We start from the raw sequence: 19,749 nt of genomic DNA on the forward strand, positions 1-19,749 counted from the left end.
CTTACCTCGGTCCGCGCGGCATTCGAAGGGCGCCGATCGGCGCCCTTCTCTTTTCCGGAGAAACCATGCAGATCCAGCTTCCCACGCTCGCCGACGGCGAGATCTACCTCGGTGGCTTTGTCGACAAGAACGGCGACGTCACACACACGGTCCTGCTGCCCGGCGATAACGATCGCGGCACCTGGCAGGAACAGATGGACTGGGCCAAGAGCATCGGAGGTGATTTGCCGACGCGCGCCGAACTCGTGATCGCTTACGAACAGCACCGTGACCTGTTCGAGAAGGCTGCGTATTGGTCGAACACGCCGGACGACGATCCGGATTATGCCGGCTGGGCGTGGTACCAGCACTTCGGCAACGGCAACCAGCACGACCGCCACCAGGTCACCGAGTTGCGCGCCCGCGCCGTCCGCAGATTGTCGATTTAATCCTTCATCCATTCACAATCGGAGCATGCAATGACGATCACTCTCGAACAAATCGAGGCAGATCATGCGCGCATCGGCGCGTTGATCGACGAGTTCAAGAAGCAGCCGCGAGCGACCGAGTATCACGTCGACGCCGTCACGGTCCCGCTCGCGGCCGGCGAGCGCATCGCCGGGCAGATTCTGCTCGAGGACGGCTCGCTGAGCCACTACCTGATTCTCCTGCCGGGCGAAGCCGAAGATCTGGACTGGGAAGCGGCGAAGGCGTGGGCCGCCGAACGCGGGGGCGAACTTCCGACGCGCCGTGAGCAGTCGCTGCTGTTCGCGAACTTGAAGGGCGAGTTCGAGGAACGGGCCTACTGGTCAGCCGAGCGGCACGCGGAAAACTCCGGCTGGGCGTGGTTCCAGGACTTCACCAGCGGCACCCAGAGCACCCACCACCAGGGCAACGAGTTGCGCGCCCGCGCCGTCCGCAGATTCATTCCTTCAGTAATTTGACCATTTAATCCACCGTGGCCCTGCACACACAACTCCCGATCTATCGAGCGGCCTACGGGCTTCTCGATGACGTGACCAACCTGGTCAAGAACATGCCCCGCGACTTCAAGCGCTCCATTGGCGAGAAGATCAGCGCGGAGTGCATCGAGATCATGGTTTTGGTGTTCCGCGCGAACGTTGCGTCGGACAAGTCGTCGCATCTGACAGAGCTGCTCGAACGCCTACAGGTGATCGAACTCCTCCTTCGGCTCAGCATGGACAAGAGACTCATCTCGCGCGACGGCTACGCCGGCGCAGTCGAGAAAACGACGAGCATCGGGAAGCAGGCCAACGGTTGGAAGAACGCCGCGTATCGCCCGCATCGTGGAGGTCAAGGCCGCCATGACTGAGCGATCTCTCAATCTGGTCGTGCCGCTGGCTCACAAGGCCACCGCCATGCGCAATGAGGAAACTGACCGCCGGCGTGCGGAAAGGTCCAGCGCAGTTTCCCGACTGAGCAATCGGCTGGGCGACGTAGATTGCACGATACCTCCGGCTGGGCGTGGTACCAGAACTTCAACAACGGCAACCAGAACAACAACCACCAGAACAACGAGTTGCGCGCCCGCGCCGTCCGCAGATCGAGGGCCGTTATCGTTCGCCGAACTGGTCGAAGCGTATCTCAATTGTCGGCGAACGAAGCGAAACAGCAATGCGGCGCTCGCGTTCGAGATGCGGCTCGAACGGAACCTGCGCCGACTGTACGACGAGCTGGCCGACGGCAGCTACACGCCGGGCCGCTCGAAGTGCTTCGTCATCACGCGACCGAAGCCGCGCGAAGTCTGGGCGGCAGCGTTTCGCGATCGCATCGTGCATCACCTGCTTTACAACCGGATCGGCCCGCGCTTCGAGCGTTCGTTCATCGCCGACTCGTGCGCATGCATCAAGGGACGCGGCACGCTGTATGCCGCCGAACGTCTGGAATCGAAGGTGCGATCGATCACGCAGAACTGGTCGATACGCGCGTTCTATCTAAAGTGCGATCTCGCGAACTTCTTCGTCAGCATCGACAAGTGCATCCTGCTCGACCTGCTGCTCGCGAAGATCTCCGAGCCGTTCTGGCGCGCGCTGACCGAGCGCGTGCTGATGCACGATCCGCGGGACGACTTCGAATACCACGGCGATCCGGTGATGATGCAACTCGTGCCACCGCATAAGCGCCTGATGGAACAAGCCGAGAACCTCGGACTGCCGATCGGAAACCTGTCGAGCCAGTTCTTCGCGAACGTATACCTCGACGTGCTTGACCAGCGCGCGAAGCATATTCTCGGCGCGCGGCATTACATCCGATATGTCGACGATTTCGTGTTCCTGCACGATTCACCGGCGCGCCTGAATGAAATTCTCGCCGACGTGACGACATTCCTTCCGGAACGCCTCGGCGTGCGGATCAATCAGCGAAAGACGATTTTGCAGCCGGTAGACCGCGGCGTCGACTTCGTCGGTCAGGTAATCAAACCATGGCGCCGTGAAACGCGGAAGCGCACACGCAACGAGGCATACCGACGTGTCGCGGCGACGCCGAGCGAGGATCTCATGCCGATGGCGAATTCCTATTTCGGGCTGATGCGGCAGGCGTCGGCCAGTCATTATGACCGCGCGCAGCTCGCGAACGTCGTGCGCTCACGCGGCAAAGCCGTCGATGGCGCGCTCACAAAAACCTATCGGAGTTCGAACGCATGAAGCGCGACCTGATGACGTTACCTCTTGATCTCGGTAGTGAACTGATCATTGACAACTTCGCTGGCGGCGGCGGCGCGAGCACTGGCCTTGAGCGCGCGTTTGGCCGCCCCGTCGACGTCGCGATCAACCACGATCGCGAAGCACTCGCGATGCACGCGGCGAACCATCCGCAGACGGCGCACTACTGCGAAAGCGTGTTCGACGTCGATCCTGTCGCCATCACGGGGAACCAGCCCGTCGGCCTCGTTTGGCTTTCACCAGACTGCAAGCACTTCTCGAAGGCGAAGGGCGGCAAGCCGGTATCGAAGAAGATCCGCGGGCTCGCGTGGATCGCGCTGCGCTGGTGCCTGAAGACGTCCCCGCGAGCATTCATGCTCGAGAATGTCGAGGAATTCGTGACGTGGGCCGACCTGATCGAGATCAGTCCCGGAAAGTGGATTCCCGACCCGGCGAAGAAGGGTGAAACGTTCGAGGCGTTCATCGACATGCTGACCACGGGTGTCCGTCGCGATCACCCGGCGCTGACCGAAGCCTGCGAAGTGCTCGGAATACCGCTCGATGGGCCAGAAGCCGATCGCTTGGCCGCGGGCTTGGGATACGACGTCGAATACCGCATGCTGCGCGCGTGCGACTACGGCGCACCGACGATCCGGAAGCGCCTCTTTGTAGTTGGCCGACGCGACCATCTGCCAATCGTCTGGCCGGCGCCGACGCACGGCGATCCAAAAAGCGCGGCAGTGCGTGCCGGCGCGCTGCAACCGTGGCGCACCGCGGCAGACTGCATCGACTGGTCAATTCCGTGTCCGTCGATCTTCGAGCGCGAGCGGCCTCTGAAAGATGCCACGCTGCGCCGCATCGCACGCGGCATCATGAAATTCGTCGTGAACAGCGCCGATCCATTCATCGTCAAGTTCTCGCAGAACAGCACAGGACAGATGCTTGATGAGCCATTCCATACCGTGATGGCTGGCGCACCGCGATTCGGCCTCGTCGTACCGACACTCGTGCAAACCGGCTACGGCGAACGAGCCGGCCAGTCGCCGCGCGTTCCCGGCCTCGACAAGCCGCTCGGCACGGTTGTCGCGGGCAGCGCAAAGCACGCGCTCGTGTCAGCCTTCCTCGCGAAACACTACGGCGGCCACGAGTCCCCTGGCGCGGCGGCCGGCGCTCCGATCAGCACGATCACGACGCAGGACCATCACCATCTGGTAACTGCGCAGCTCGTCGGATGCGGCGGCCGTGCCGCCCAATCGCGGCCGCGCGACGCCGGTGAGCCGACAGCGACGATCACGGCGAAGGCAGACACGGCAGTAGCCGTCTCTCATCTGGTCAAGCTGCGCGGCACCTGCCGCGACGGCTCGCGCGTCGATGAACCGCTGCACACGATCAGCGCCGGCGGCACTCATCACGCCGAGGTGCGCGCGTTCCTCGTCGCCTATTACGGCAACGACAAGGACGGCGCTGATCTGCGAGATCCGATGCGAACCGTGCCGACACACGACCGGTTCGGCCTTGTCACGATCCACGGCGAGGACTACGCGATCGTCGACATCGGCATGCGCATGCTGACGCCGCGCGAACTCGCGCGCGCGCAGGGGTTCCCCGACAGCTACGTACTCGATCCGATCGTCAATGGCAAGCCGCTCTCGAAGTCCGCACAGGTCCGCATGATCGGCAACAGTGTGGCTCCCGACGTCGCGACCGCACTGATCCGCGCGAACTTCGCCCATGAACAACAGCTCGCGCACGCCGCGGCCTGACCCACAGAGAACACCACCATGAACGACCACCAACAGAGCCGCGCTGATGCACTTCTTTATGAACACGATGACGGGGGCTATGCAGTCGCATCTACCGCAGAAGACGCCGCATTCACGCGAGACGATCCGGCCTGGCATCGTCTTGGCCCTGTGATCGTTTATGGCAATACCACTGCGTCCCCTATCGAGCAGCCCGCACCGCTCACGGCGCAGGCTGAACAGCATGCAGATTGGCGCGGAGATTTCGAGCGTCAGGCGAACGCGGCGGGTTTTGACCTATCCCGCGAGGAATTTGGAGGAGAGTATTGCCATCCCGATTCAGCGGACGCATTCCGTTGGTATTACACCGGTCGTCTCGACGAAGCGTGTTCAGGCACCCCATCTTCGCAGCCCGCAGCAGCGCCGATCGAAGAACGTATCCGCATGCTCGAAACACAGTTGTCCGGCGAGCGCCGACAAGTCGAAATCTGGAAGGCGCGCGCGAAGGAATGGTGCACCAAATTCAACGAACTCGAAGACATGATGTTTCGCATAGGAGATCGCGCCACCTCTGCCAATGAGACAGGTGCGGAAGGGGCGAAGCCGATCGCATGGTTCATCGACTGGCCCGACGAGCCCGAACTCGGGCATTACTTCGCAGAAGAACCATGTGATCCCAAGTATGGACGCAGCCGCGCTCTCGGTTTCATCGAATCCCGCTCCCCCGCTATGGTGGCAGCAGCGCCGGCCGACGAGCGGGCGACTGGATTGCGACGTATCGGCTACGCGACGCTTCAACACGGCGAACCCATTCATGTCCGCCTCAACGGGACGATGCCGGAAACGTTCGCCGAAGGTTACAGCGGCGCACCCGTGTTCATTCCGACCGAAGAAGCCCGCGCGGCAGCATCGCCCGCTGCGGAGACAGTGACGGAAAACCTATGGGGAATCGTTCGCAGACTGGAGCGTGGATACAACGCACAAGCTTGCGCTAATGAACTTCGCGCTCTGCTGGCCGTCCCGCAACCCGCGCAGGCCGACGCTCGGGACGAAGACACATACGTCGCAAAGCGCATGGCCGAAACGCTGGCCACCGTCTACGCAACGATCATCGGAGATGACCCCGTTGACGCCGACGACGACCTCAACGCTATCGAGCGTGTCGTGCGGGCCGCTCAGGTTCTCCGACTCGAAGTCGATCTTTACCGCGCGCAGGCCGACGCACCGGCAGAGGCGCGCGAGCCGGACTGCTGGGCAATCCTCACGCCAAACGGCTCAAGGCTGGTGTCACCTGACGAGGCAAAGGGCCGCAAGGATGCTTATCCACTCTACACCGCCCCGCCCACCGCGAAGGTGGCAAGCCTGACGGACGAGCAGAGAAACGTAATCGAAAACGCGATGAACTGCCTAGATGCCGCTGTCACGCTCACTCAAGATGGATACGACGGCGAACCAGGCCCAGCATCGCAATGGGATGCACACGCACATCAGCTCGTCCGCGAACTGCGCGCACTTCTCAATGGAGCCGACCATGCTTGAAGACCTCATTTCGTGGTCGCTGGCATTCCTGCGTATCCCTCCGGAGCAGCGGCAAGAGAAATGGATCGACCGCTGCGCGAAGCGCTATGAAGAGCGCGGCGGCGTCGATAGCAAGACCGCTCACGCCTTCGCGCTAGCTTGCTGGGAGAACCGGATGGACGACCGAGATTCACCTGAAGACGCAGCCGACGATGACATGTCGTATTGGGAGAACGATGGTGCATAAGCCGACCATGACTGTCAAGCTGACGGCCGACCAGATCGTTGAAATCTGGAATCACGTCGAATGGAAGGATCTCAATCCGTTCACGACTGATTTCCAGCACTCATTGCTGATGCGCTTCGCGCGCGACATTGAGAGCTTCCTTCTCGACCTCGACGCCTCCCGGCAAGTCGAAATCGACGCCTACAAGCGAGAAGTTCGGGAACTTGAGGCTGCGCTCGCGTCGATGAGGTGGCAGCTTCAGGGGGCACAGCATACAAGCGATGAGTGCCCGCATGGCATTGACGATGGAGCATGCAAGCATTGCTATCAAGAGGCGACGAAGCCAATCTATAAAGAACGTCTCACCGCCGCCCCGGCGCAGCAGTGGAGCGGCGAGATGACGAATGCCGATCGCGCCACCCTGATCCAGGCGCTCCAGAAAGCGCTCGCGTATTGGATGCCCAAGGTGTTTGACGAGCGTTCGGCGCACGATGCATATCTCCTCGTCGGCTACGAAGGCGAGATAGAGACGCGCTGCTGGGGCGATGAGATAGCCGCAACAGTCCCGCGATGGACGCCGGTAAGAGAAAGCCTTCCGACTACGTCTGGCTGGTATCTCGTGATGCTCAAGCCCGACAACGATTGGGGTCTGATGAGCGACACGCCACTTCAGGTCGAGTTCGACGCATACACGTATAAGCCGAAGGCTTTCACGTGCCTCTATGACTGGCGCGCGGATGAAGACATTACTGCGGCGGTCACGCACTGGATGCCGATGCCTTGCGCCCCGGTCGATGCCGCCCGCTCAGGAGACGAATCGTGAAAAAGACGCGCGCATCTCGTGAGCGATTCCCGGAAAAGTGCCTCGTCTGCCGGAAACGGTGTCCCGAGAAAACCATGCCAGCCGCCTATGCCTGGGATTGGTTTCACATCTATCTACCCGCTCAGGCACATTTCTGCCCCGAGCATAAAGTCGGCGAATTGCACGACCGACTTTTTCGAATCGGCCAGAAAAAACCGGAGACGTGGACCAGCGATGAGCAGAAGTTCGTCGCCGCATTTTTGTCTGAGCTCCGTGCGATTGGAGGCCAATCATGAAGATCCCCGGAATCGAACTGAGTACGGTCAACCCGAAGTGGCGCATGCGAGTTCGACCGTGGCTCAACATGAAGACGCTCAAGCCGGTGTACTCGGTCGAAGTTCATCACCCTGAGTTCAAGGTGTGGCTGGCGATCTATGCAGCGAAGCGCGGTCTAAAGCGATTCAAAACTGACGAGGATGCCAAGGAATTCATCGACGGCCTGAAGGGACGCCAATCATGAAGATCACCGATGACATGCTGACGGAGATGGAGCCGATCGTCTCGCAGTGGATTCGCGAACGTGGCACCTCAATGGATGGCGCAAGCTATGCGGCTGCGCTGGAACTGGCCGCATACGTTGCCGCCCGCCGCACCACTCCCGACAGGGACGCGGGCCTTGAGGATGCAGCCGTGCTCATGGAACAACGCGCGGCCGAGATTGAGGCGTGCGGAAACATGACCGCACACACGATGGCCCTCATCTATCGCGACGAGGCCGAGAAAATCCGCGCCCTGAAGACCACTCCCACCGCCGCATCGAGGGAAGAAGGGAATGGCTGAAATCGACGTGAAGAAACTGCGGGAGTTGGCGCAGAAGGCGACGCCGGGGCCGTGGGCCGTTGACACTGAATGCCTTGATGGTCATGGCCGTCTTTATGTATCCAAGGGGCGGTCGGACTATCTGCTTGGCCGCATCCTCGAAGTATTCCAAAACTGCCTTGTGCGAAGTAAGCAGCGTATGGCGAATGCTGAATATATTGCTGCCGCTAACCCAGCAACCATCCTCGTCATTTGCGACCGCCTAGAAGCAGCGGAGAAAGATGCGGGGCGGTATCGGACGTTTCTGAAAATCAACCTCCAGCAACTTGCGGAGCTTCGGTATCAGGTCAATCAGGAGGGGAAGTCTATTGATGACTTGCTCGACGCACTCGCGCAACGACAGGGAGAAGGATCGTGAGCGGATGGTGCAGATACATCACGAGCGTGCGAATCATACACGTTCCGACTGGGATCAAGGTGTACGCCGAGGGAGGCTTGAACGCATCAATACGCAAGCTTCGAGATCGTGCGATGGAAGTCCTGCGCGCTCGGATAAATGCCCGAAAAATGGGTATTCAGGAGCCGACCGAAATCACGCACGACTATGAATTCCCGGACGACAACCCGTGGCCTAACGATGTGACGGAATACCGCCGCACCCCTGCTAGCGAGGGAGAACAGAAATGAGCATCGGCCTCGTAATTGAGGCGGCTGCCGAAGGCTAGGAACGTCGGATAGTCCTACGAAGTGGATCCGCGAGCACTGATAATTGCGATCTGCAGCACGCGCTGCAGGGCTTCATGTTCGCTTAGACCGGCATCAAGAAACGGTCGAATGCTTACCTTATCGGGATGAGATGGCCGGCCTGCAGGACCGACCGTGATAACCGCCTCAGCAGTTCCAGCCAGCAAAGCAACTATAACCACCTTGCCATTTACAAACTCTTGCACAGTTGGTTGCTGCATAACGCCTCCTTGATATAGTGTCGCGGACCCAAACCCGAGGGCAGACGAATGGTCAGCCGTAACGGCTAAGCCACTCTTCTGAAAATTTTCTCGCATATTCCACTGATTCGGTTTCTGTGTCGAACTTGCCAAGATTCCGGAATGCAGCATCCTGGCTGAATCCCAACTTCGTTACCTCGACCTGCGCGGCATACCCGCCGTCCTCGGTCACGCGCAGATCGCAGTTCATCGCGTAGCCGCGCATCACAAATACCTTTTTCATTAGTTCACGGCAAATTGTGATGCGAACAATCGTAGCACAAGCACTTGTCGTATTCTGAATGTGAGTCGCACAATGGAATCCCTCACCCTGACTGAGCAAGAAATCGTAGAGGCGACGGGCTATAAGCAACCGTGCCGGCAATTGATCGCATTGCAGCGAGCAGGCATTCCGGCGGATCGCCGCCCCGATGGCAGCGTCCGGGTATGGCGCCATCACCTTGCCGGGCAACCCGAGGCGGATCGCAAGGCGTCTCGGCGACGCCCGCAGCTCACGTCCGATATGAAGGCGGCACGACATGATCGGTAGACGCAAAACCCCATCTCACCTTCCGGCCCGCGTCTACGAAAAACACGGGACATGGTGGTTCGTCGATAAGGACAGGAAGTGGCATAAGCTCTGCCGCGTCAAAGAAGGTATCGTGCGACTTTATGAATCGCTCGCCGAGTACACGCGTGATTCTGATGGCAAGGCTGCCCTCGAGAACACCATGCCGACCCTTCTGGATGACTGGATCAAAAGGAAGTTGCCCACATACGCGCCGAAGACTCGGTCGAACTACCTCAAGATGATCGGGTTAATCCGCAGAGAATTCGGACCGCAATGGCTAATCGAAGACGTCCGCCCAACAGATGTCGCGCGTTTCCTGGACAAGCATTTTCACGACAAGCCAAGTAGCAGTAACAAGTACAAGGCATTGCTGTCGCTGATCTTCATGCACGCTGTTCGTCGAGGCTTGCGCGATCGCAATCCAGCACGCGAAATCGGTGCCGCTAGGGAAAAGAAGCGCGACCGCTATATTACGGATGCAGAATTGGATGCGGTGCGCGCGGCCGTTATCGCAAGTGCTGATTACAAGACATCGTCAGCACGGTCGATTCTATGCCTGATCGATTTGGCCTACCAAACCGCCCAACGCATCGGCGATCTTCTGGCGCTAAACTGGCAGAACGTATCCGACGAGGGAATTTCGTTTCATCCAAGCAAAACGGTCAACAGTAGTGGCGTGCGCCTCCTGATCGAGATGACGGATGATCTTCGAGCAACACTCGACCAGGCACGCGGAGGAAAGGTGATGGCCATCGGACCGGTGATTTGTACGCACACTGGCGGCCGCTTCACGTACATCGGCGCGTACTCCGGATGGAAGCGCGCCTGCGATCGCGCACGCGCAGCATACGAGAAAGCATGTGCAGAGAAAGGGATCGCGCCAGATCCGAAGCACCTGATCGGGATGCACTTCCACGATCTGCGAGCAAAGGCACTGACCGATCTGAAGCGGCAGCGTGGAGCGGCGGCGGCCCAATCATTGGCCGGCCATACAACCGAAGGCATGACCGCGCACTATACGAAGGCTCGAGAGGTGGAGCGCGTCCAACCGGTGCCAATGAAGCATGCAAGTTAGACACTGGCGGCCATGTTAGACACGAAGGCTTCCCAGACCAGCCGGGGAGCCTTATACCGTAAGGGTCGTTACTGAAACGCCACTTCCGCAAAGCTGCGCAGCTTGCGGCTATGCAGCCGGTCGAGCCCGTTCGTGCGGAGTATCTCCATCGCCTTCACGCCGATCTGCAGATGCTGATCGACTTGCCCACGATAGAACTGATCGGCCATCCCGGGCAGCTTCAGCTCGCCGTGCAGCGGCTTGTCCGACACGCACAGCAGCGTGCCGTACGGCACGCGGAAGCGAAAGCCGTTCGCGGCGATCGTCGCGCTTTCCATGTCGAGCGCGATCGCGCGGCTCTGCGACAGCCGCTGCACCGGCTCGCGATGGTCGCGCAACTCCCAGTTGCGGTTGTCGACGCTCGCCACCGTGCCCGTGCGCATCACGCGCTTGAGCTCGACGCCTTCGAGCTGCGTGACCTGCGCGACCGCGCGCTCGAGCGCGACCTGCACTTCGGCGAGCGCCGGAATCGGCACCCATAGCGGCAGATCCGCGTCGAGCACGTGATCCTCACGAACGTAGCCATGCGCGAGCACGTAGTCGCCGAGGCGCTGCGTATTGCGCAGCCCCGCGCAGTGGCCGAGCATCACCCACGCGTGCGGACGCAGCACCGCGATGTGATCGGTGATCGTCTTCGCGTTCGACGGCCCGACGCCGATGTTGACCATCGTGATCCCGCTGCCGTCCGCGCGCTTCAGGTGATACGCGGGCATCTGCGGCGCGCGCGGCGGCGGCATGCCTTCGCTCTCCTCGTCGCCGAGGTTCGCGTTGTACGTGATCACGTCGCCCGGCTCCACGAACGCCGTATATTCGCTGCGGTACGCACGCACGTCGGGATCGTCGCTCGCCGACATCATCGTGCGGCCGAGCTTCACGAATTCGTCGATGTAGAACTGGTAGTTCGTGTAAAGCACGTAATTCTGGAAATGCGTCGGCAGCGTCGCCGTGTAGTGGCGCAGCCGATGCAGCGAAAAATCGACGCGCGCCGCCGTGAAGAGCGCGAGCGGATGCGGCTCGCCCGGCGCGGGCTCGTATGTGCCGTTGACGATCCGGTCGTCGAGGTACGCGAGATCCGGCGTATCGAACACGTCGCGCATCGCGACGAGGCGGTCGCGGTCGAGATCGCCTTCGAGATGGATTCCTTCGGAGAACGCGAAGTGAACCGGAATCGGCTGCGCCGACACGCCGACTTCGATCCGCACGTGATGGTTCTTCGCGAGCAGGCGCAATTGCTCGCGGTAGTAGTTCGCGAACAGGTCCGGGCGCGTGACGGTCGTCTCGAACACGCCGGGGCCGGCGACGAAGCCGTACGAGCGGCGCGAATCGATGTGCGTGTTGACGTCGGTGCGGATGCGCACGAACGGATAGCACGCGCGCACGCGCTCGTCGAACGAATCGTTGCGGCGATAGCGCGCGAACGCGTCGCGCAGGAACGCGGTGTTCGTCTCGTAGATCTCGGAGAGCCGCGCGACGGCGGCGATCGGGTCGTCGAACGCTTCGACGGATGGACTGCCCGGCGTATGCGTCCGGAAACGGCGGTTGGGATCGTTCTTCATGGAGCTGTGCCTCTTCTGGTCTTTTCGACATTATCACGGAACCCGCTCGCGCGGCCGATGCCCATCGCGACGGCAAGGCCGCCCGCGCATCGCCGAACGGCATCGGCATGACGCCGGTATTTGCTAAAATCGAATGGTTCAATGGGAGAAACACGATGAAGCCGCTCCTTTTCGCCGCCGCCCTGACGGCACTCGCTCTCGGCGGCCCCGCCTGCGCCGCCGACGCCGCCCAGGCAGCCGCCGACGCAAAGGCCCAGGCCGCGGCCAACGAGGCGGCCGGGCTGCCCGATCTCACGAAGATCAACCGCCCCGGCGCCGAAGTGACGTCGAAGGTCGATTTCAACGACGTGCGGCGCACGCCGAGCTTTCACGAAAAAAGCAAGAACGGCACCGAAGTCACCGAATTCCGGGATCGCGGCAAGCCGGTCGAGATCAACGTGAAGTCGAACTTCGGCACCCGCTATCAGATGAGCGCGTCGCCCGACACGTCGCCGCGCCCGCATGACGCCGGCGTGCCGGTCACCCGCCTTCCGTCCGTCAACCTGCACTATTGACGCACCGCCGGCGCCGCGCGGCGCCGGCTCCCTTCCGCCCTTTTTGCGACACCGGCGCGCCGCCGGCGCGCCAACCCGAACCGATGTTTCCTGCATGGCCGTTTTCACCGCAGTTTCCGACGCTGACCTCGCACTCTGGATGCGCCACTACGATCTCGGCGACGTTGTCGCGTTCCGCGGCATCCCGTCCGGCATCGAGAACAGCAACTTCTTCCTGACGACGACGCGCGGCGAATACGTGCTCACGATCTTCGAGAACCTGACGGCCGGGCAACTGCCGTTCTACATCGATCTGATGAGCCATCTCGCGAAGCACGGCGTGCCCGTGCCCGCGCCCGTCGCGCGCGACGACGGCACGCTGTTCGGCGAGCTGCACAGCAAGCCGGCCGCGATCGTCACGAAGCTCGAAGGCGCAGCGGAGCTCGCGCCCGGCGTCGAGCACTGCGTCGAAGTCGGCCAGATGCTCGCGCGCATGCACCTCGCGGGCCGCGACTATCCGCGTCATCAGCCGAACCTGCGCAGCCTGCCGTGGTGGCGCGACACGGTGCCTGCGATCGCGCCGCTCATCACGGGCGAGCAGCGCGCGCTGCTGGAAAGCGAGCTCGCGCACCAGGCCGCGTTCTTCGCATCGGACGACTACGCGGCGCTGCCGGAAGGCCCGTGCCATTGCGACCTGTTCCGCGACAACGCGCTCTTCGCGCACGCGGCCCCGGACACCGGCCACTCGGTGCGGCTCGGCGGCTTCTTCGATTTCTACTTCGCCGGTTGCGACAAATGGCTGTTCGACGTCGCGGTGACGGTCAACGACTGGTGCGTCGATCTGCCGACGGGCGCGCTCGACGCCGCGCGCGCCGACGCGCTGCTGCGTGCGTACCAGACGGTGCGCCCGTTCACCGCGGACGAGCGCCGCCACTGGGGCGACATGCTGCGCGCGGGCGCGTACCGCTTCTGGGTATCGCGCCTGTATGATTTCCACCTCCCCCGCGCCGCGCAGATGCTGAAGCCGCACGACCCGGGCCATTTCGAACGCATCCTGCGCGAACGCATCGCGCACGCGGGCGCGCTCCCCGAGACCCACGCATGCAACTGATCGAAGTCTCCGCCAAGACCGGCTACGTGTGGTTCCGCCAGGGCATCTGGCTATTCCGGCGCAATCCGCTCGCGTTCGTCACGCTGTTCTTCACGTACCTGCTCGCGATGATGCTGGTGTCGCTCGTGCCCGTGATCGGCGCCGCGCTGCCGCTCTTGTTCATTCCCGGCATCGCGGTCGGCTTCATGGCGGCGTGCCGCGACACGATCGCCGGCAAGCAGGTGCTGCCGACGATCCTGATCGACGGCTTCCGCTCGTACGGGCCGATCGTCACGCAGCGGCTGTTCACGCTCGGCGGGCTTTACATCGTATCGATGGCGGCCGTGTTCGCGTGCTCGGCGCTCGGCGACGGCGGCACGCTGCTGAAGATCATGTTCGGCCTCGGCGCCGAAAACCTCGGGCCGGAAGCGCTCGATTCGCCGGGCGTCAAGATTGCGGTGCTGATCGCGGCCGCGCTGTACGCGCCGGTCGCGATGATGTTCTGGTTCGCGCCGGTGCTGACCGCGTGGCACGACATTCCGCCCGTGAAGGCGCTGTTCTTCAGCGTCGTGAGCTGCTGGCGCAACAAGGGCGCGTTCACTGTCTACGGGCTGCTGTGGTTCGGGCTCGCGCTCGGCGTGTCGTTCGGGCTCGCCGCGCTGATGCAGGCGCTCGGCGCCGGCGCGTACGCGCTCGCGGTGATGATGCCGGCATCGATCGTCATCACCGCGATGCTTTACTGCTCGTTCTACGCGACCTATCGCGGCTGCTTCGGCGTGCAGGAGCCCGGGGCGTCGAAGCTGCCGAACGCCCCCGATCGGTGAGCGCCCCGGCGGGAAGCGGGATGGCCGCGCGAAAGCGTGGGCGTCCCGCGCAGGTCATCGTCCGGCGCCGATTGGCCGGCAGGGCCGCGATGCTGCTTTAGCGAGGAAAACGGCACGAACGCGGCGTCAAATGAGGGAATCGACGAATCGCCCGACGGCGACGCCGCATCGCAACGAAAACGCCCCTCCCGCGAAACGGCATCGCCATAGCGTCCTCTCGCCCTCTTTCCACACGCTCCCGCACTCGACACGCATTCCGTCGCCGCCCGCTGCGGCGCATTCGCGCCCGCCGGCTTTCGCCGTCCGCCAGGTCCGGCGCCGTCGGCCTCGCTGCCATTGAGCTCGACGATACCGCTGCCGCTGCCGCCGTGGCGGCGATCACCCGATTCGCCGGCTCCCCTTTTGATCGATCCTCGCCTCTCGCCAATCGGCATGGTTAGGCGCAAAATCGTTAGCACACGAATCTTTTGCACCTTATCGAAACTTTCGCCATGAACGACTCGCCGACTTTCCCGCTCACGCTCGACGACCAGCTCTGCTTCGCGCTCTATTCGACGTCGCTCGCGATGACGAAAGCGTACAAGCCGCTACTCGACAAGCTCGCGCTCACCTATCCGCAATACCTCGCAATGCTCGTGCTGTGGGAATCCGACGACATGGCCGTCAAGGACATCGCCGCGCGGCTCAGCCTCGATCCCGCGACGGTCACGCCGCTCCTGAAGCGCCTGGAGGCGCTCGGCTACATCGAGCGGGTGCGCGACACGAACGACGAGCGGATCGTCCACGCCCGGCTCACCGCCGAAGGCGCAGCGCTCAAGCACAAGGCCCGGTCCGTGCCCGCCGAGCTGTTTTGCGCGATGCGCCAGACGCCCGATTTCCTGATCCGGCTGCGCGAGGATCTGACGCGACTGCGTCAAGCGCTGGCGGACGCCGACGACGCCTGACCACCCTCGCCTTCGCCTATCGGATCACACCCTCAAAAATTAATTTGCACACTAATGATTAGCTAGCTATATTTCTGTCGTGGCCCGAGCATTGCGATTCGTCGAGGCCCATTCCTCTCACGAAACAGGAGTCCAGCATGAACATTCTGTACAAAACGGCAGCAACCAGCACCGGTGGCCGCGACGGCCGCGCGACGTCCCACGATCAGAAGCTCGACGTGAAGCTCGCCGCGCCGCGCGAGCTGGGCGGCGCGGGCGCCGAAGGCACGAACCCCGAGCAGCTCTTCGCCGCCGGCTATTCGGCATGCTTCCTGAGCGCGATGAAGTTTGTCGCGGGCCAGAACAAGCAGACGCTGCCCGCGGACACGACTGTCACCGCAGAAGTGGGCATCGGCCCGAACGAGGAAGGGGGATTTGCGCTCGACGTCGAGCTGCGCGTCGCGCTGCCCGGGCTCGACGTGGCGGCCGCGAAGGCGCTCATCGATCGTGCGCACCAGGTCTGCCCGTACTCGAATGCGACGCGCAACAACGTCGCGGTGCGCCTCGTCGTTGCGTAACGACAGTAAGGGCAGCGCGCGAGCACCGGCATGACAAAAAGGGCGCGCAGGCCAGAGCCGGCGCGCCCTTTTTTCGCTTTGGCGACTTTATGCGTATAAATTCAGTATGCGTTTAACGCGAAATTACGCACGATCGAGTGCGGCTTCGCGATCGAGCTTGCGCATCCGGAATTCGAGATCGTACAGATCGGATGCGCCGGCGAGATACGCATCGGCGCGTTCCTTCGCGCGTTGCTCGGGCGACTTCGTCAGGAACAGGAACAGGCGGCTCAGCAGATACATGATCGGTCACTCCAATCCAAGGGTTTTCTCTTAGGTATTTACCCGCATTATAGGGAAAACCCTGAACTGGTGCCAGCCGTTCCCGTGCGTGCGTCGTTACGACGCGACAGTCGCCCGCGCGCGAGACGCGAAGAAAGACCAGATCAATTCGCTCGCGTCGGGACCGGCCGCCGAATGGAACGGCACGCTGTCGTCGCCGCCCGCCCACGCGTGCGCGAGACCGTGGACCCGGCAGAGGCGCACGACCGATTCGCCGTCGCAACGGTAGTCGATCGTGCGCACGTCGGCTGCGCGCGTCTCGAAGCGCTCGACGCCCGCCGGTTCGCCGTCGGGATTGGCGAGGCCGTTCAGCCGCAGGAACTGTACAGCAAGTTCGTCCGCGTTCTTCGGCACGACGACGCGATCGTCATCGCCATGCACGATGAGGGCCGGCATCCCCGGATGCGAGCCCGGCTCGACGAGCGCGTCGACGACGACGGCGGGATTGCGGTGCAGGCCGCGGCGCATCACGTCCATTGCGGTGATCCCGGAATGCGCATCGCCGAACGCCGGCCCCGAATGGAGCGCCACGGCCGCGAAATGCTGCGGAAAGTGCAGCGCGAGCAGCGTCACGAGCCCCGCTCCCGCCGACAGGCCGGCCGCATAGACGCGCGACGCGTCGAAGCCGCGTTCGGCGACGAGCGCGTCGACGAGCGCAACGACCGCCTGCGCTTCGCCGCGCCCGCCATGCACGGTGTCTTCGTACCAATGCCAGCAACCGTGCGCGTGCGCGCTGAGCGACTGCTCAGGATAGAGCACGGCAAAGCCGTATCGGTCCGCGAGCAGGTTCATCCGCGTGCCTTGCGAGAACTGATCCATGTCCTGCTTGCAGCCGTGCAGCATCACGACGAGCGGCAGGCCGTCTGTCTTCACGCCGGGCGGCACGTACAGCCCGTATTCGAGATGCTTGACGAAGCGCCCGAACGCAGGCGGCAGCGGGTGATCGGCACGAATCCATTCGCCGCCCGCCCATGCGGCGGCGCGCGGCCGCACGCGCGACTCGCGCGCGACGGGCGGGGCCGGCTCGGCGGGCGTCGCGACAGCGGCCGTGGTTTCGGAGAACGGCCAGTCGGCCGCCATCTTTTGGGCAGCCTTCAGAGCGGACTTCGACGTCCGCGCGTTCGGCATGTGCAGCAAGCGTTTCACACCGCCCAGCCAGAATTTCGTCAGACTTTTGGTCATCGGTCGGGGCTCGCAGTCAGAAAATTGGGACACCGCAATGGGTTCAATCGTTTTGGTTTGTGCAATGCACAATACCACTGTTTCTGGGATTTATCCTGACACCCGATAGTTCCCTGCCGGCTTACGATCGGAGCGCGGCCCGCGACGACCGGTATACTGGGCGCTCGCGCTTGTCTTCGTTGTAGTCGCTATTTCCGGCTCATGCGTTAAGCAAGTATCCCGCATTCTCCGTACCTGCCCGCAGCCCCGATGTTCGATTTGCCGCCCCGTCTGTGGATCTCGATCACCGCCCTAGGCGGTGTCGGCCTGACCTTGCCCCTCGCCGTCACGATCGCCGTCTGGCTTGCGCTCGGCTATTCGCTTCGCCGCGCCGCCGCATGGCTCGCCGTGCTCGGCGTTGCGATCGGCGCCGTCGCGCTCACGAAAATCGCGTTCCTCGGCTGGGGCATCGGCGTGCGCGCGTGGGATTTCACGGGCTTCAGCGGCCACGCGATGCTGTCGACATCAGTCTATCCGGTCGCGATGTTTCTCGCGCTCGCCCGCGCGAAGCCGGCCGTGCGTATCGCGGGAATCGTCGTCGGGCTTGCGGCGGGAGTGGCCGTCGGGCTGTCGCGCGTCGCGCTCGACGCGCATTCGCCGTCCGAGGCGGTCACGGGCTGCGTGATCGGCGCACTCGCCGCGCTGTCGTTCATCGCCGGCTCCTGGCGCGCGACGCCGCACCGCTGGTCGGCGCCCGCCGTCGTGACGAGTCTCGTGGCCGTCACGATCGCGCTGCACGGCGTCACAGTGCCGTCGCACCGCTGGGTCACTGCGGTCGCACTGCAACTCTCCGGTCACGAACGGCCGTACGTGCGGGCGCGCTGGAAGGCGAATCCGAACTACCGGCCCGCGTCGCGGCCGGCTCAGCAGCAGACGTTCGGCATGCCCGCCGCCGTCGAGCACGCGTAAGGATCACCGACAGCCCGCTGGAGGGGCCGCAGGCCCGTGGGGGCGCCGATCGGCCTTTCTGCCTCGCTGATCCTCCGATCAGCCGCTCCGCCAATCCCCACGCCGAATCCCCCGCCCCCCGCCTCGCTGCGGCGTCATGCAGCAGCACAGTCCGCAGGGCTTCCGCATGAAGAGGCATGTCAGGCAAGGCCGAGGATGGAGTCACGCATAGCGGTATCCCATGCGGCGAGGTTACGGATGTTCTTCAGGCTCACCTTCTTGGGCTGCCGACTCTGAGCCAGCCGGGCGAGATTGAGTGTGATCTTGCGCAGACTGGCCATGTTGCGGGCGGCCAGGGTGTCGCGGATCAGGCTGGCATCCTCGCCCCACGAGACATCGAGGACCCAGTGCAGTTGGTTTTCGATGCCCCAATGAGCACGGATGATCGGAGCCATCTCAGTTGCTTTCACCGCTTTCGAGCTGATGTAGTAACAGCGCTCGGTCGTCACTTTCTCGCCAATCTGGCGTGTGCGCTCAAGCATCACCAGCCGCTGGAGACCCGCCCAGTGCTGTCCTGTCCCGCTCAGCCACGCCACATCATCGCTGACCCGGCAAACCCGGGTCTCCAGCCGCCCGTGGCCTTTGTCATGTTCGGTGTGCTCCCAGTACGAGCTTTCGAGCTTGCCGTCCTGGGCAGCCGCAAACCACTGGCGCACGCCTTCGGCCAGTCGCGGCTGATTGTCCTTGACCGCCAGAACGTAGTCGGCCCCGGCCTCCACGATCGTGCGTGCGATCTCGTGCTGCGTGCCGATCGCGTCGATCGTTATCGTCGCGCCCTGCAAATCGAGCGCGGCCAGCAATTCCGGGATCGCCGTGATCTCATTGCTCTTATCGGCCGTGCTCACTTGCCCGAGGCTCAAGCCGTTGTTCGAGCACCATGCCGACACCAAATGCAGCGCCGCATGCGTGCCGCTACGGTTGCCGCGCACCGCCTTGCCGTCAATCGCCACATGCTGGCCAGCCAGCGCCGGACACAGTTGCCCGACCCAGTCGATGAAGCAGCGCTCAAACGCTTTCGCACTGAGCGCGCCGAATACCCGCCGGAACGTATCGGGCGACGGCACGCCGTTCTCATACGCCAGATGGCTACGCAGCCAAGCAAGCTGCGTGCGGCCCCACAGTGTCATCGTTTCCCAGTCCTCGACGCCGCATAAAACCGCGCACAGGGCGGCAAACAGGATTTCCTGCAACGGATAACGGCAGGCGCGGCAGCGCGGGTCTCGCAGTTCGGCAAACGCGTCCATGATCGTTGGCATCTCTCGTCCGGCAAAAATCGAGAGTAAACCTGAGACGCCAAATGTTTACAACAACCTTTTCCGCTCTCAGCCTTGATTCATG

General features: G+C 62.9%; 27 protein-coding genes. 21 read left to right on the plus strand and 6 right to left on the minus strand.

Going from position 1 to position 19,749, the window contains the following annotated elements:
• Positions 1-65 precede the first annotated feature (65 nt).
• The 13 genes from AQ610_RS29300 to AQ610_RS36640 all read left to right on the plus strand — a co-directional run bounded on the left by AQ610_RS29300 (position 66) and on the right by AQ610_RS36640 (position 8,436).
• Positions 66-428, plus strand: coding sequence for an Lcl C-terminal domain-containing protein (locus tag AQ610_RS29300; RefSeq protein ID WP_006027890.1), 363 nt, complete (start codon positions 66-68; stop codon positions 426-428).
• A 30-nt stretch (positions 429-458) separates the two neighbouring features.
• Positions 459-923, plus strand: coding sequence for an Lcl C-terminal domain-containing protein (locus tag AQ610_RS29305; RefSeq protein WP_006027891.1), 465 nt, complete (start codon positions 459-461; stop codon positions 921-923).
• 14 nt (positions 924-937) lie between these two features.
• Positions 938-1,312: a four helix bundle protein gene (locus tag AQ610_RS29310; protein ID WP_009916876.1), complete on the plus strand. Its 375-nt coding sequence runs from the start codon at positions 938-940 to the stop codon at positions 1,310-1,312.
• Complete coding sequence (locus AQ610_RS29315) at positions 1,287-2,645, plus strand: RNA-directed DNA polymerase (protein WP_445222979.1); 1,359 nt, start codon at positions 1,287-1,289, stop codon at positions 2,643-2,645. The genes AQ610_RS29310 and AQ610_RS29315 overlap by 26 nt, the downstream gene beginning before the upstream one ends.
• On the plus strand, positions 2,642-4,405 hold the full coding sequence (locus AQ610_RS29320) for a DNA cytosine methyltransferase (protein WP_006027894.1): 1,764 nt from the start codon (positions 2,642-2,644) through the stop codon (positions 4,403-4,405). The genes AQ610_RS29315 and AQ610_RS29320 overlap by 4 nt, the downstream gene beginning before the upstream one ends.
• An 18-nt stretch (positions 4,406-4,423) precedes the next feature.
• Positions 4,424-5,923 (plus strand): hypothetical protein, encoded by a 1,500-nt coding sequence (locus AQ610_RS37770; RefSeq protein ID WP_006027895.1) that lies wholly within the window; start codon positions 4,424-4,426, stop codon positions 5,921-5,923.
• A complete protein-coding gene (locus AQ610_RS29330; protein ID WP_009916873.1) occupies positions 5,916-6,149 on the plus strand; it encodes a hypothetical protein in 234 nt (77 codons plus the stop codon). Before AQ610_RS37770 ends, AQ610_RS29330 begins: the two co-directional genes overlap by 8 nt.
• Positions 6,150-6,156: 7 nt before the next feature.
• Positions 6,157-6,951: a DUF551 domain-containing protein gene (locus AQ610_RS37095; protein WP_009916872.1), complete on the plus strand. Its 795-nt coding sequence runs from the start codon at positions 6,157-6,159 to the stop codon at positions 6,949-6,951.
• Entirely contained in the window at positions 6,948-7,226 is a 279-nt protein-coding gene (locus AQ610_RS36635) for a hypothetical protein (RefSeq protein ID WP_144411865.1), read from the plus strand. The genes AQ610_RS37095 and AQ610_RS36635 overlap by 4 nt, the downstream gene beginning before the upstream one ends.
• Positions 7,223-7,450 carry a hypothetical protein gene (locus tag AQ610_RS29340; protein ID WP_006027898.1) on the plus strand — a complete coding sequence of 76 codons (228 nt, stop codon included), beginning with the start codon at positions 7,223-7,225 and terminating at the stop codon, positions 7,448-7,450. Before AQ610_RS36635 ends, AQ610_RS29340 begins: the two co-directional genes overlap by 4 nt.
• Positions 7,447-7,770, plus strand: a complete 324-nt coding sequence (locus AQ610_RS29345; RefSeq protein ID WP_006027899.1) for a hypothetical protein — start codon at positions 7,447-7,449, stop codon at positions 7,768-7,770. The genes AQ610_RS29340 and AQ610_RS29345 overlap by 4 nt, the downstream gene beginning before the upstream one ends.
• Positions 7,763-8,167 (plus strand): ead/Ea22-like family protein, encoded by a 405-nt coding sequence (locus tag AQ610_RS29350; protein ID WP_009916871.1) that lies wholly within the window; start codon positions 7,763-7,765, stop codon positions 8,165-8,167. The genes AQ610_RS29345 and AQ610_RS29350 overlap by 8 nt, the downstream gene beginning before the upstream one ends.
• 113 nt (positions 8,168-8,280) lie before the next feature.
• On the plus strand, positions 8,281-8,436 hold the full coding sequence (locus tag AQ610_RS36640; protein WP_156436745.1) for a hypothetical protein: 156 nt from the start codon (positions 8,281-8,283) through the stop codon (positions 8,434-8,436).
• Between the two features lie 53 nt (positions 8,437-8,489).
• On the opposite strand, the gene AQ610_RS36645 is transcribed toward AQ610_RS36640, so the two are convergent.
• Positions 8,490-8,714 (minus strand): hypothetical protein, encoded by a 225-nt coding sequence (locus AQ610_RS36645; protein WP_144411864.1) that lies wholly within the window; start codon positions 8,712-8,714, stop codon positions 8,490-8,492.
• 52 nt (positions 8,715-8,766) lie between these two features.
• Positions 8,767-8,976, minus strand: coding sequence for a hypothetical protein (locus AQ610_RS29355; protein ID WP_006027900.1), 210 nt, complete (start codon positions 8,974-8,976; stop codon positions 8,767-8,769).
• A 72-nt stretch (positions 8,977-9,048) separates the two neighbouring features.
• Between AQ610_RS29355 and AQ610_RS35345 the strand changes: the two genes are divergently transcribed.
• A complete protein-coding gene (locus AQ610_RS35345; RefSeq protein ID WP_080595148.1) occupies positions 9,049-9,282 on the plus strand; it encodes a DUF4224 domain-containing protein in 234 nt (77 codons plus the stop codon).
• Entirely contained in the window at positions 9,272-10,378 is a 1,107-nt protein-coding gene (locus AQ610_RS37775; protein ID WP_009916870.1) for a tyrosine-type recombinase/integrase, read from the plus strand. Before AQ610_RS35345 ends, AQ610_RS37775 begins: the two co-directional genes overlap by 11 nt.
• 68 nt (positions 10,379-10,446) lie before the next feature.
• On the opposite strand, the gene AQ610_RS29365 is transcribed toward AQ610_RS37775, so the two are convergent.
• Positions 10,447-11,973 carry an AMP nucleosidase gene (locus tag AQ610_RS29365; protein ID WP_006027902.1) on the minus strand — a complete coding sequence of 509 codons (1,527 nt, stop codon included), beginning with the start codon at positions 11,971-11,973 and terminating at the stop codon, positions 10,447-10,449.
• A gap of 155 nt (positions 11,974-12,128) precedes the next feature.
• Here AQ610_RS29365 and AQ610_RS29370 point away from each other — a divergent pair, with 155 nt between their 5' ends.
• From AQ610_RS29370 to AQ610_RS29390, 5 genes are all read left to right on the plus strand, one after another.
• Entirely contained in the window at positions 12,129-12,527 is a 399-nt protein-coding gene (locus tag AQ610_RS29370) for a hypothetical protein (protein ID WP_009916869.1), read from the plus strand.
• Between the two features lie 94 nt (positions 12,528-12,621).
• Positions 12,622-13,617, plus strand: coding sequence for a homoserine kinase (locus AQ610_RS29375; RefSeq protein ID WP_009916868.1), 996 nt, complete (start codon positions 12,622-12,624; stop codon positions 13,615-13,617).
• Positions 13,608-14,420, plus strand: a complete 813-nt coding sequence (locus AQ610_RS29380; RefSeq protein ID WP_006027905.1) for a BPSS1780 family membrane protein — start codon at positions 13,608-13,610, stop codon at positions 14,418-14,420. The genes AQ610_RS29375 and AQ610_RS29380 overlap by 10 nt, the downstream gene beginning before the upstream one ends.
• 491 nt (positions 14,421-14,911) lie before the next feature.
• On the plus strand, positions 14,912-15,364 hold the full coding sequence (locus tag AQ610_RS29385; protein WP_006027906.1) for a MarR family winged helix-turn-helix transcriptional regulator: 453 nt from the start codon (positions 14,912-14,914) through the stop codon (positions 15,362-15,364).
• Between the two features lie 137 nt (positions 15,365-15,501).
• Positions 15,502-15,921 (plus strand): organic hydroperoxide resistance protein, encoded by a 420-nt coding sequence (locus tag AQ610_RS29390; RefSeq protein WP_006027907.1) that lies wholly within the window; start codon positions 15,502-15,504, stop codon positions 15,919-15,921.
• A 123-nt stretch (positions 15,922-16,044) separates the two neighbouring features.
• On the opposite strand, the gene AQ610_RS32055 is transcribed toward AQ610_RS29390, so the two are convergent.
• Both AQ610_RS32055 and AQ610_RS29395 read right to left on the minus strand, forming a co-directional pair.
• Positions 16,045-16,203: a DUF3563 family protein gene (locus tag AQ610_RS32055; protein ID WP_004190391.1), complete on the minus strand. Its 159-nt coding sequence runs from the start codon at positions 16,201-16,203 to the stop codon at positions 16,045-16,047.
• Between the two features lie 96 nt (positions 16,204-16,299).
• A complete protein-coding gene (locus tag AQ610_RS29395; protein WP_043282919.1) occupies positions 16,300-17,424 on the minus strand; it encodes an extracellular catalytic domain type 1 short-chain-length polyhydroxyalkanoate depolymerase in 1,125 nt (374 codons plus the stop codon).
• 249 nt (positions 17,425-17,673) lie between these two features.
• Here AQ610_RS29395 and AQ610_RS29400 point away from each other — a divergent pair, with 249 nt between their 5' ends.
• Positions 17,674-18,372, plus strand: coding sequence for a phosphatase PAP2 family protein (locus tag AQ610_RS29400; protein ID WP_006027909.1), 699 nt, complete (start codon positions 17,674-17,676; stop codon positions 18,370-18,372).
• 179 nt (positions 18,373-18,551) lie between these two features.
• Here AQ610_RS29400 and AQ610_RS29405 read toward each other — a convergent pair whose 3' ends face one another.
• A complete protein-coding gene (locus tag AQ610_RS29405; protein ID WP_006029871.1) occupies positions 18,552-19,667 on the minus strand; it encodes an ISAs1 family transposase in 1,116 nt (371 codons plus the stop codon).
• Positions 19,668-19,749 lie beyond the last annotated feature (82 nt).

This window comes from Burkholderia humptydooensis (assembly GCF_001513745.1).
Lineage (GTDB): Bacteria > Pseudomonadota > Gammaproteobacteria > Burkholderiales > Burkholderiaceae > Burkholderia > Burkholderia humptydooensis.

Coding starts and splice junctions, on each gene's coding strand:
- AQ610_RS29300 (WP_006027890.1), top strand. CDS start 66: ATGCAGATCCAGCTTCCCACGCTCGCCGACGGCGAGATCTACCTCGGT.
- AQ610_RS29305 (WP_006027891.1), top strand. CDS start 459: ATGACGATCACTCTCGAACAAATCGAGGCAGATCATGCGCGCATCGGC.
- AQ610_RS29320 (WP_006027894.1), top strand. CDS start 2,642: ATGAAGCGCGACCTGATGACGTTACCTCTTGATCTCGGTAGTGAACTG.
- AQ610_RS37770 (WP_006027895.1), top strand. CDS start 4,424: ATGAACGACCACCAACAGAGCCGCGCTGATGCACTTCTTTATGAACAC.
- AQ610_RS29330 (WP_009916873.1), top strand. CDS start 5,916: ATGCTTGAAGACCTCATTTCGTGGTCGCTGGCATTCCTGCGTATCCCT.
- AQ610_RS37095 (WP_009916872.1), top strand. CDS start 6,157: ATGACTGTCAAGCTGACGGCCGACCAGATCGTTGAAATCTGGAATCAC.
- AQ610_RS29340 (WP_006027898.1), top strand. CDS start 7,223: ATGAAGATCCCCGGAATCGAACTGAGTACGGTCAACCCGAAGTGGCGC.
- AQ610_RS29345 (WP_006027899.1), top strand. CDS start 7,447: ATGAAGATCACCGATGACATGCTGACGGAGATGGAGCCGATCGTCTCG.
- AQ610_RS29350 (WP_009916871.1), top strand. CDS start 7,763: ATGGCTGAAATCGACGTGAAGAAACTGCGGGAGTTGGCGCAGAAGGCG.
- AQ610_RS36640 (WP_156436745.1), top strand. CDS start 8,281: ATGGAAGTCCTGCGCGCTCGGATAAATGCCCGAAAAATGGGTATTCAG.
- AQ610_RS36645 (WP_144411864.1), bottom strand. CDS start 8,714: ATGCAGCAACCAACTGTGCAAGAGTTTGTAAATGGCAAGGTGGTTATA.
- AQ610_RS29355 (WP_006027900.1), bottom strand. CDS start 8,976: ATGAAAAAGGTATTTGTGATGCGCGGCTACGCGATGAACTGCGATCTG.
- AQ610_RS35345 (WP_080595148.1), top strand. CDS start 9,049: ATGGAATCCCTCACCCTGACTGAGCAAGAAATCGTAGAGGCGACGGGC.
- AQ610_RS37775 (WP_009916870.1), top strand. CDS start 9,272: ATGATCGGTAGACGCAAAACCCCATCTCACCTTCCGGCCCGCGTCTAC.
- AQ610_RS29365 (WP_006027902.1), bottom strand. CDS start 11,973: ATGAAGAACGATCCCAACCGCCGTTTCCGGACGCATACGCCGGGCAGT.
- AQ610_RS29370 (WP_009916869.1), top strand. CDS start 12,129: ATGAAGCCGCTCCTTTTCGCCGCCGCCCTGACGGCACTCGCTCTCGGC.
- AQ610_RS29375 (WP_009916868.1), top strand. CDS start 12,622: ATGGCCGTTTTCACCGCAGTTTCCGACGCTGACCTCGCACTCTGGATG.
- AQ610_RS29380 (WP_006027905.1), top strand. CDS start 13,608: ATGCAACTGATCGAAGTCTCCGCCAAGACCGGCTACGTGTGGTTCCGC.
- AQ610_RS29385 (WP_006027906.1), top strand. CDS start 14,912: ATGAACGACTCGCCGACTTTCCCGCTCACGCTCGACGACCAGCTCTGC.
- AQ610_RS29390 (WP_006027907.1), top strand. CDS start 15,502: ATGAACATTCTGTACAAAACGGCAGCAACCAGCACCGGTGGCCGCGAC.
- AQ610_RS32055 (WP_004190391.1), bottom strand. CDS start 16,203: ATGTATCTGCTGAGCCGCCTGTTCCTGTTCCTGACGAAGTCGCCCGAG.
- AQ610_RS29395 (WP_043282919.1), bottom strand. CDS start 17,424: ATGACCAAAAGTCTGACGAAATTCTGGCTGGGCGGTGTGAAACGCTTG.
- AQ610_RS29400 (WP_006027909.1), top strand. CDS start 17,674: ATGTTCGATTTGCCGCCCCGTCTGTGGATCTCGATCACCGCCCTAGGC.
- AQ610_RS29405 (WP_006029871.1), bottom strand. CDS start 19,667: ATGCCAACGATCATGGACGCGTTTGCCGAACTGCGAGACCCGCGCTGC.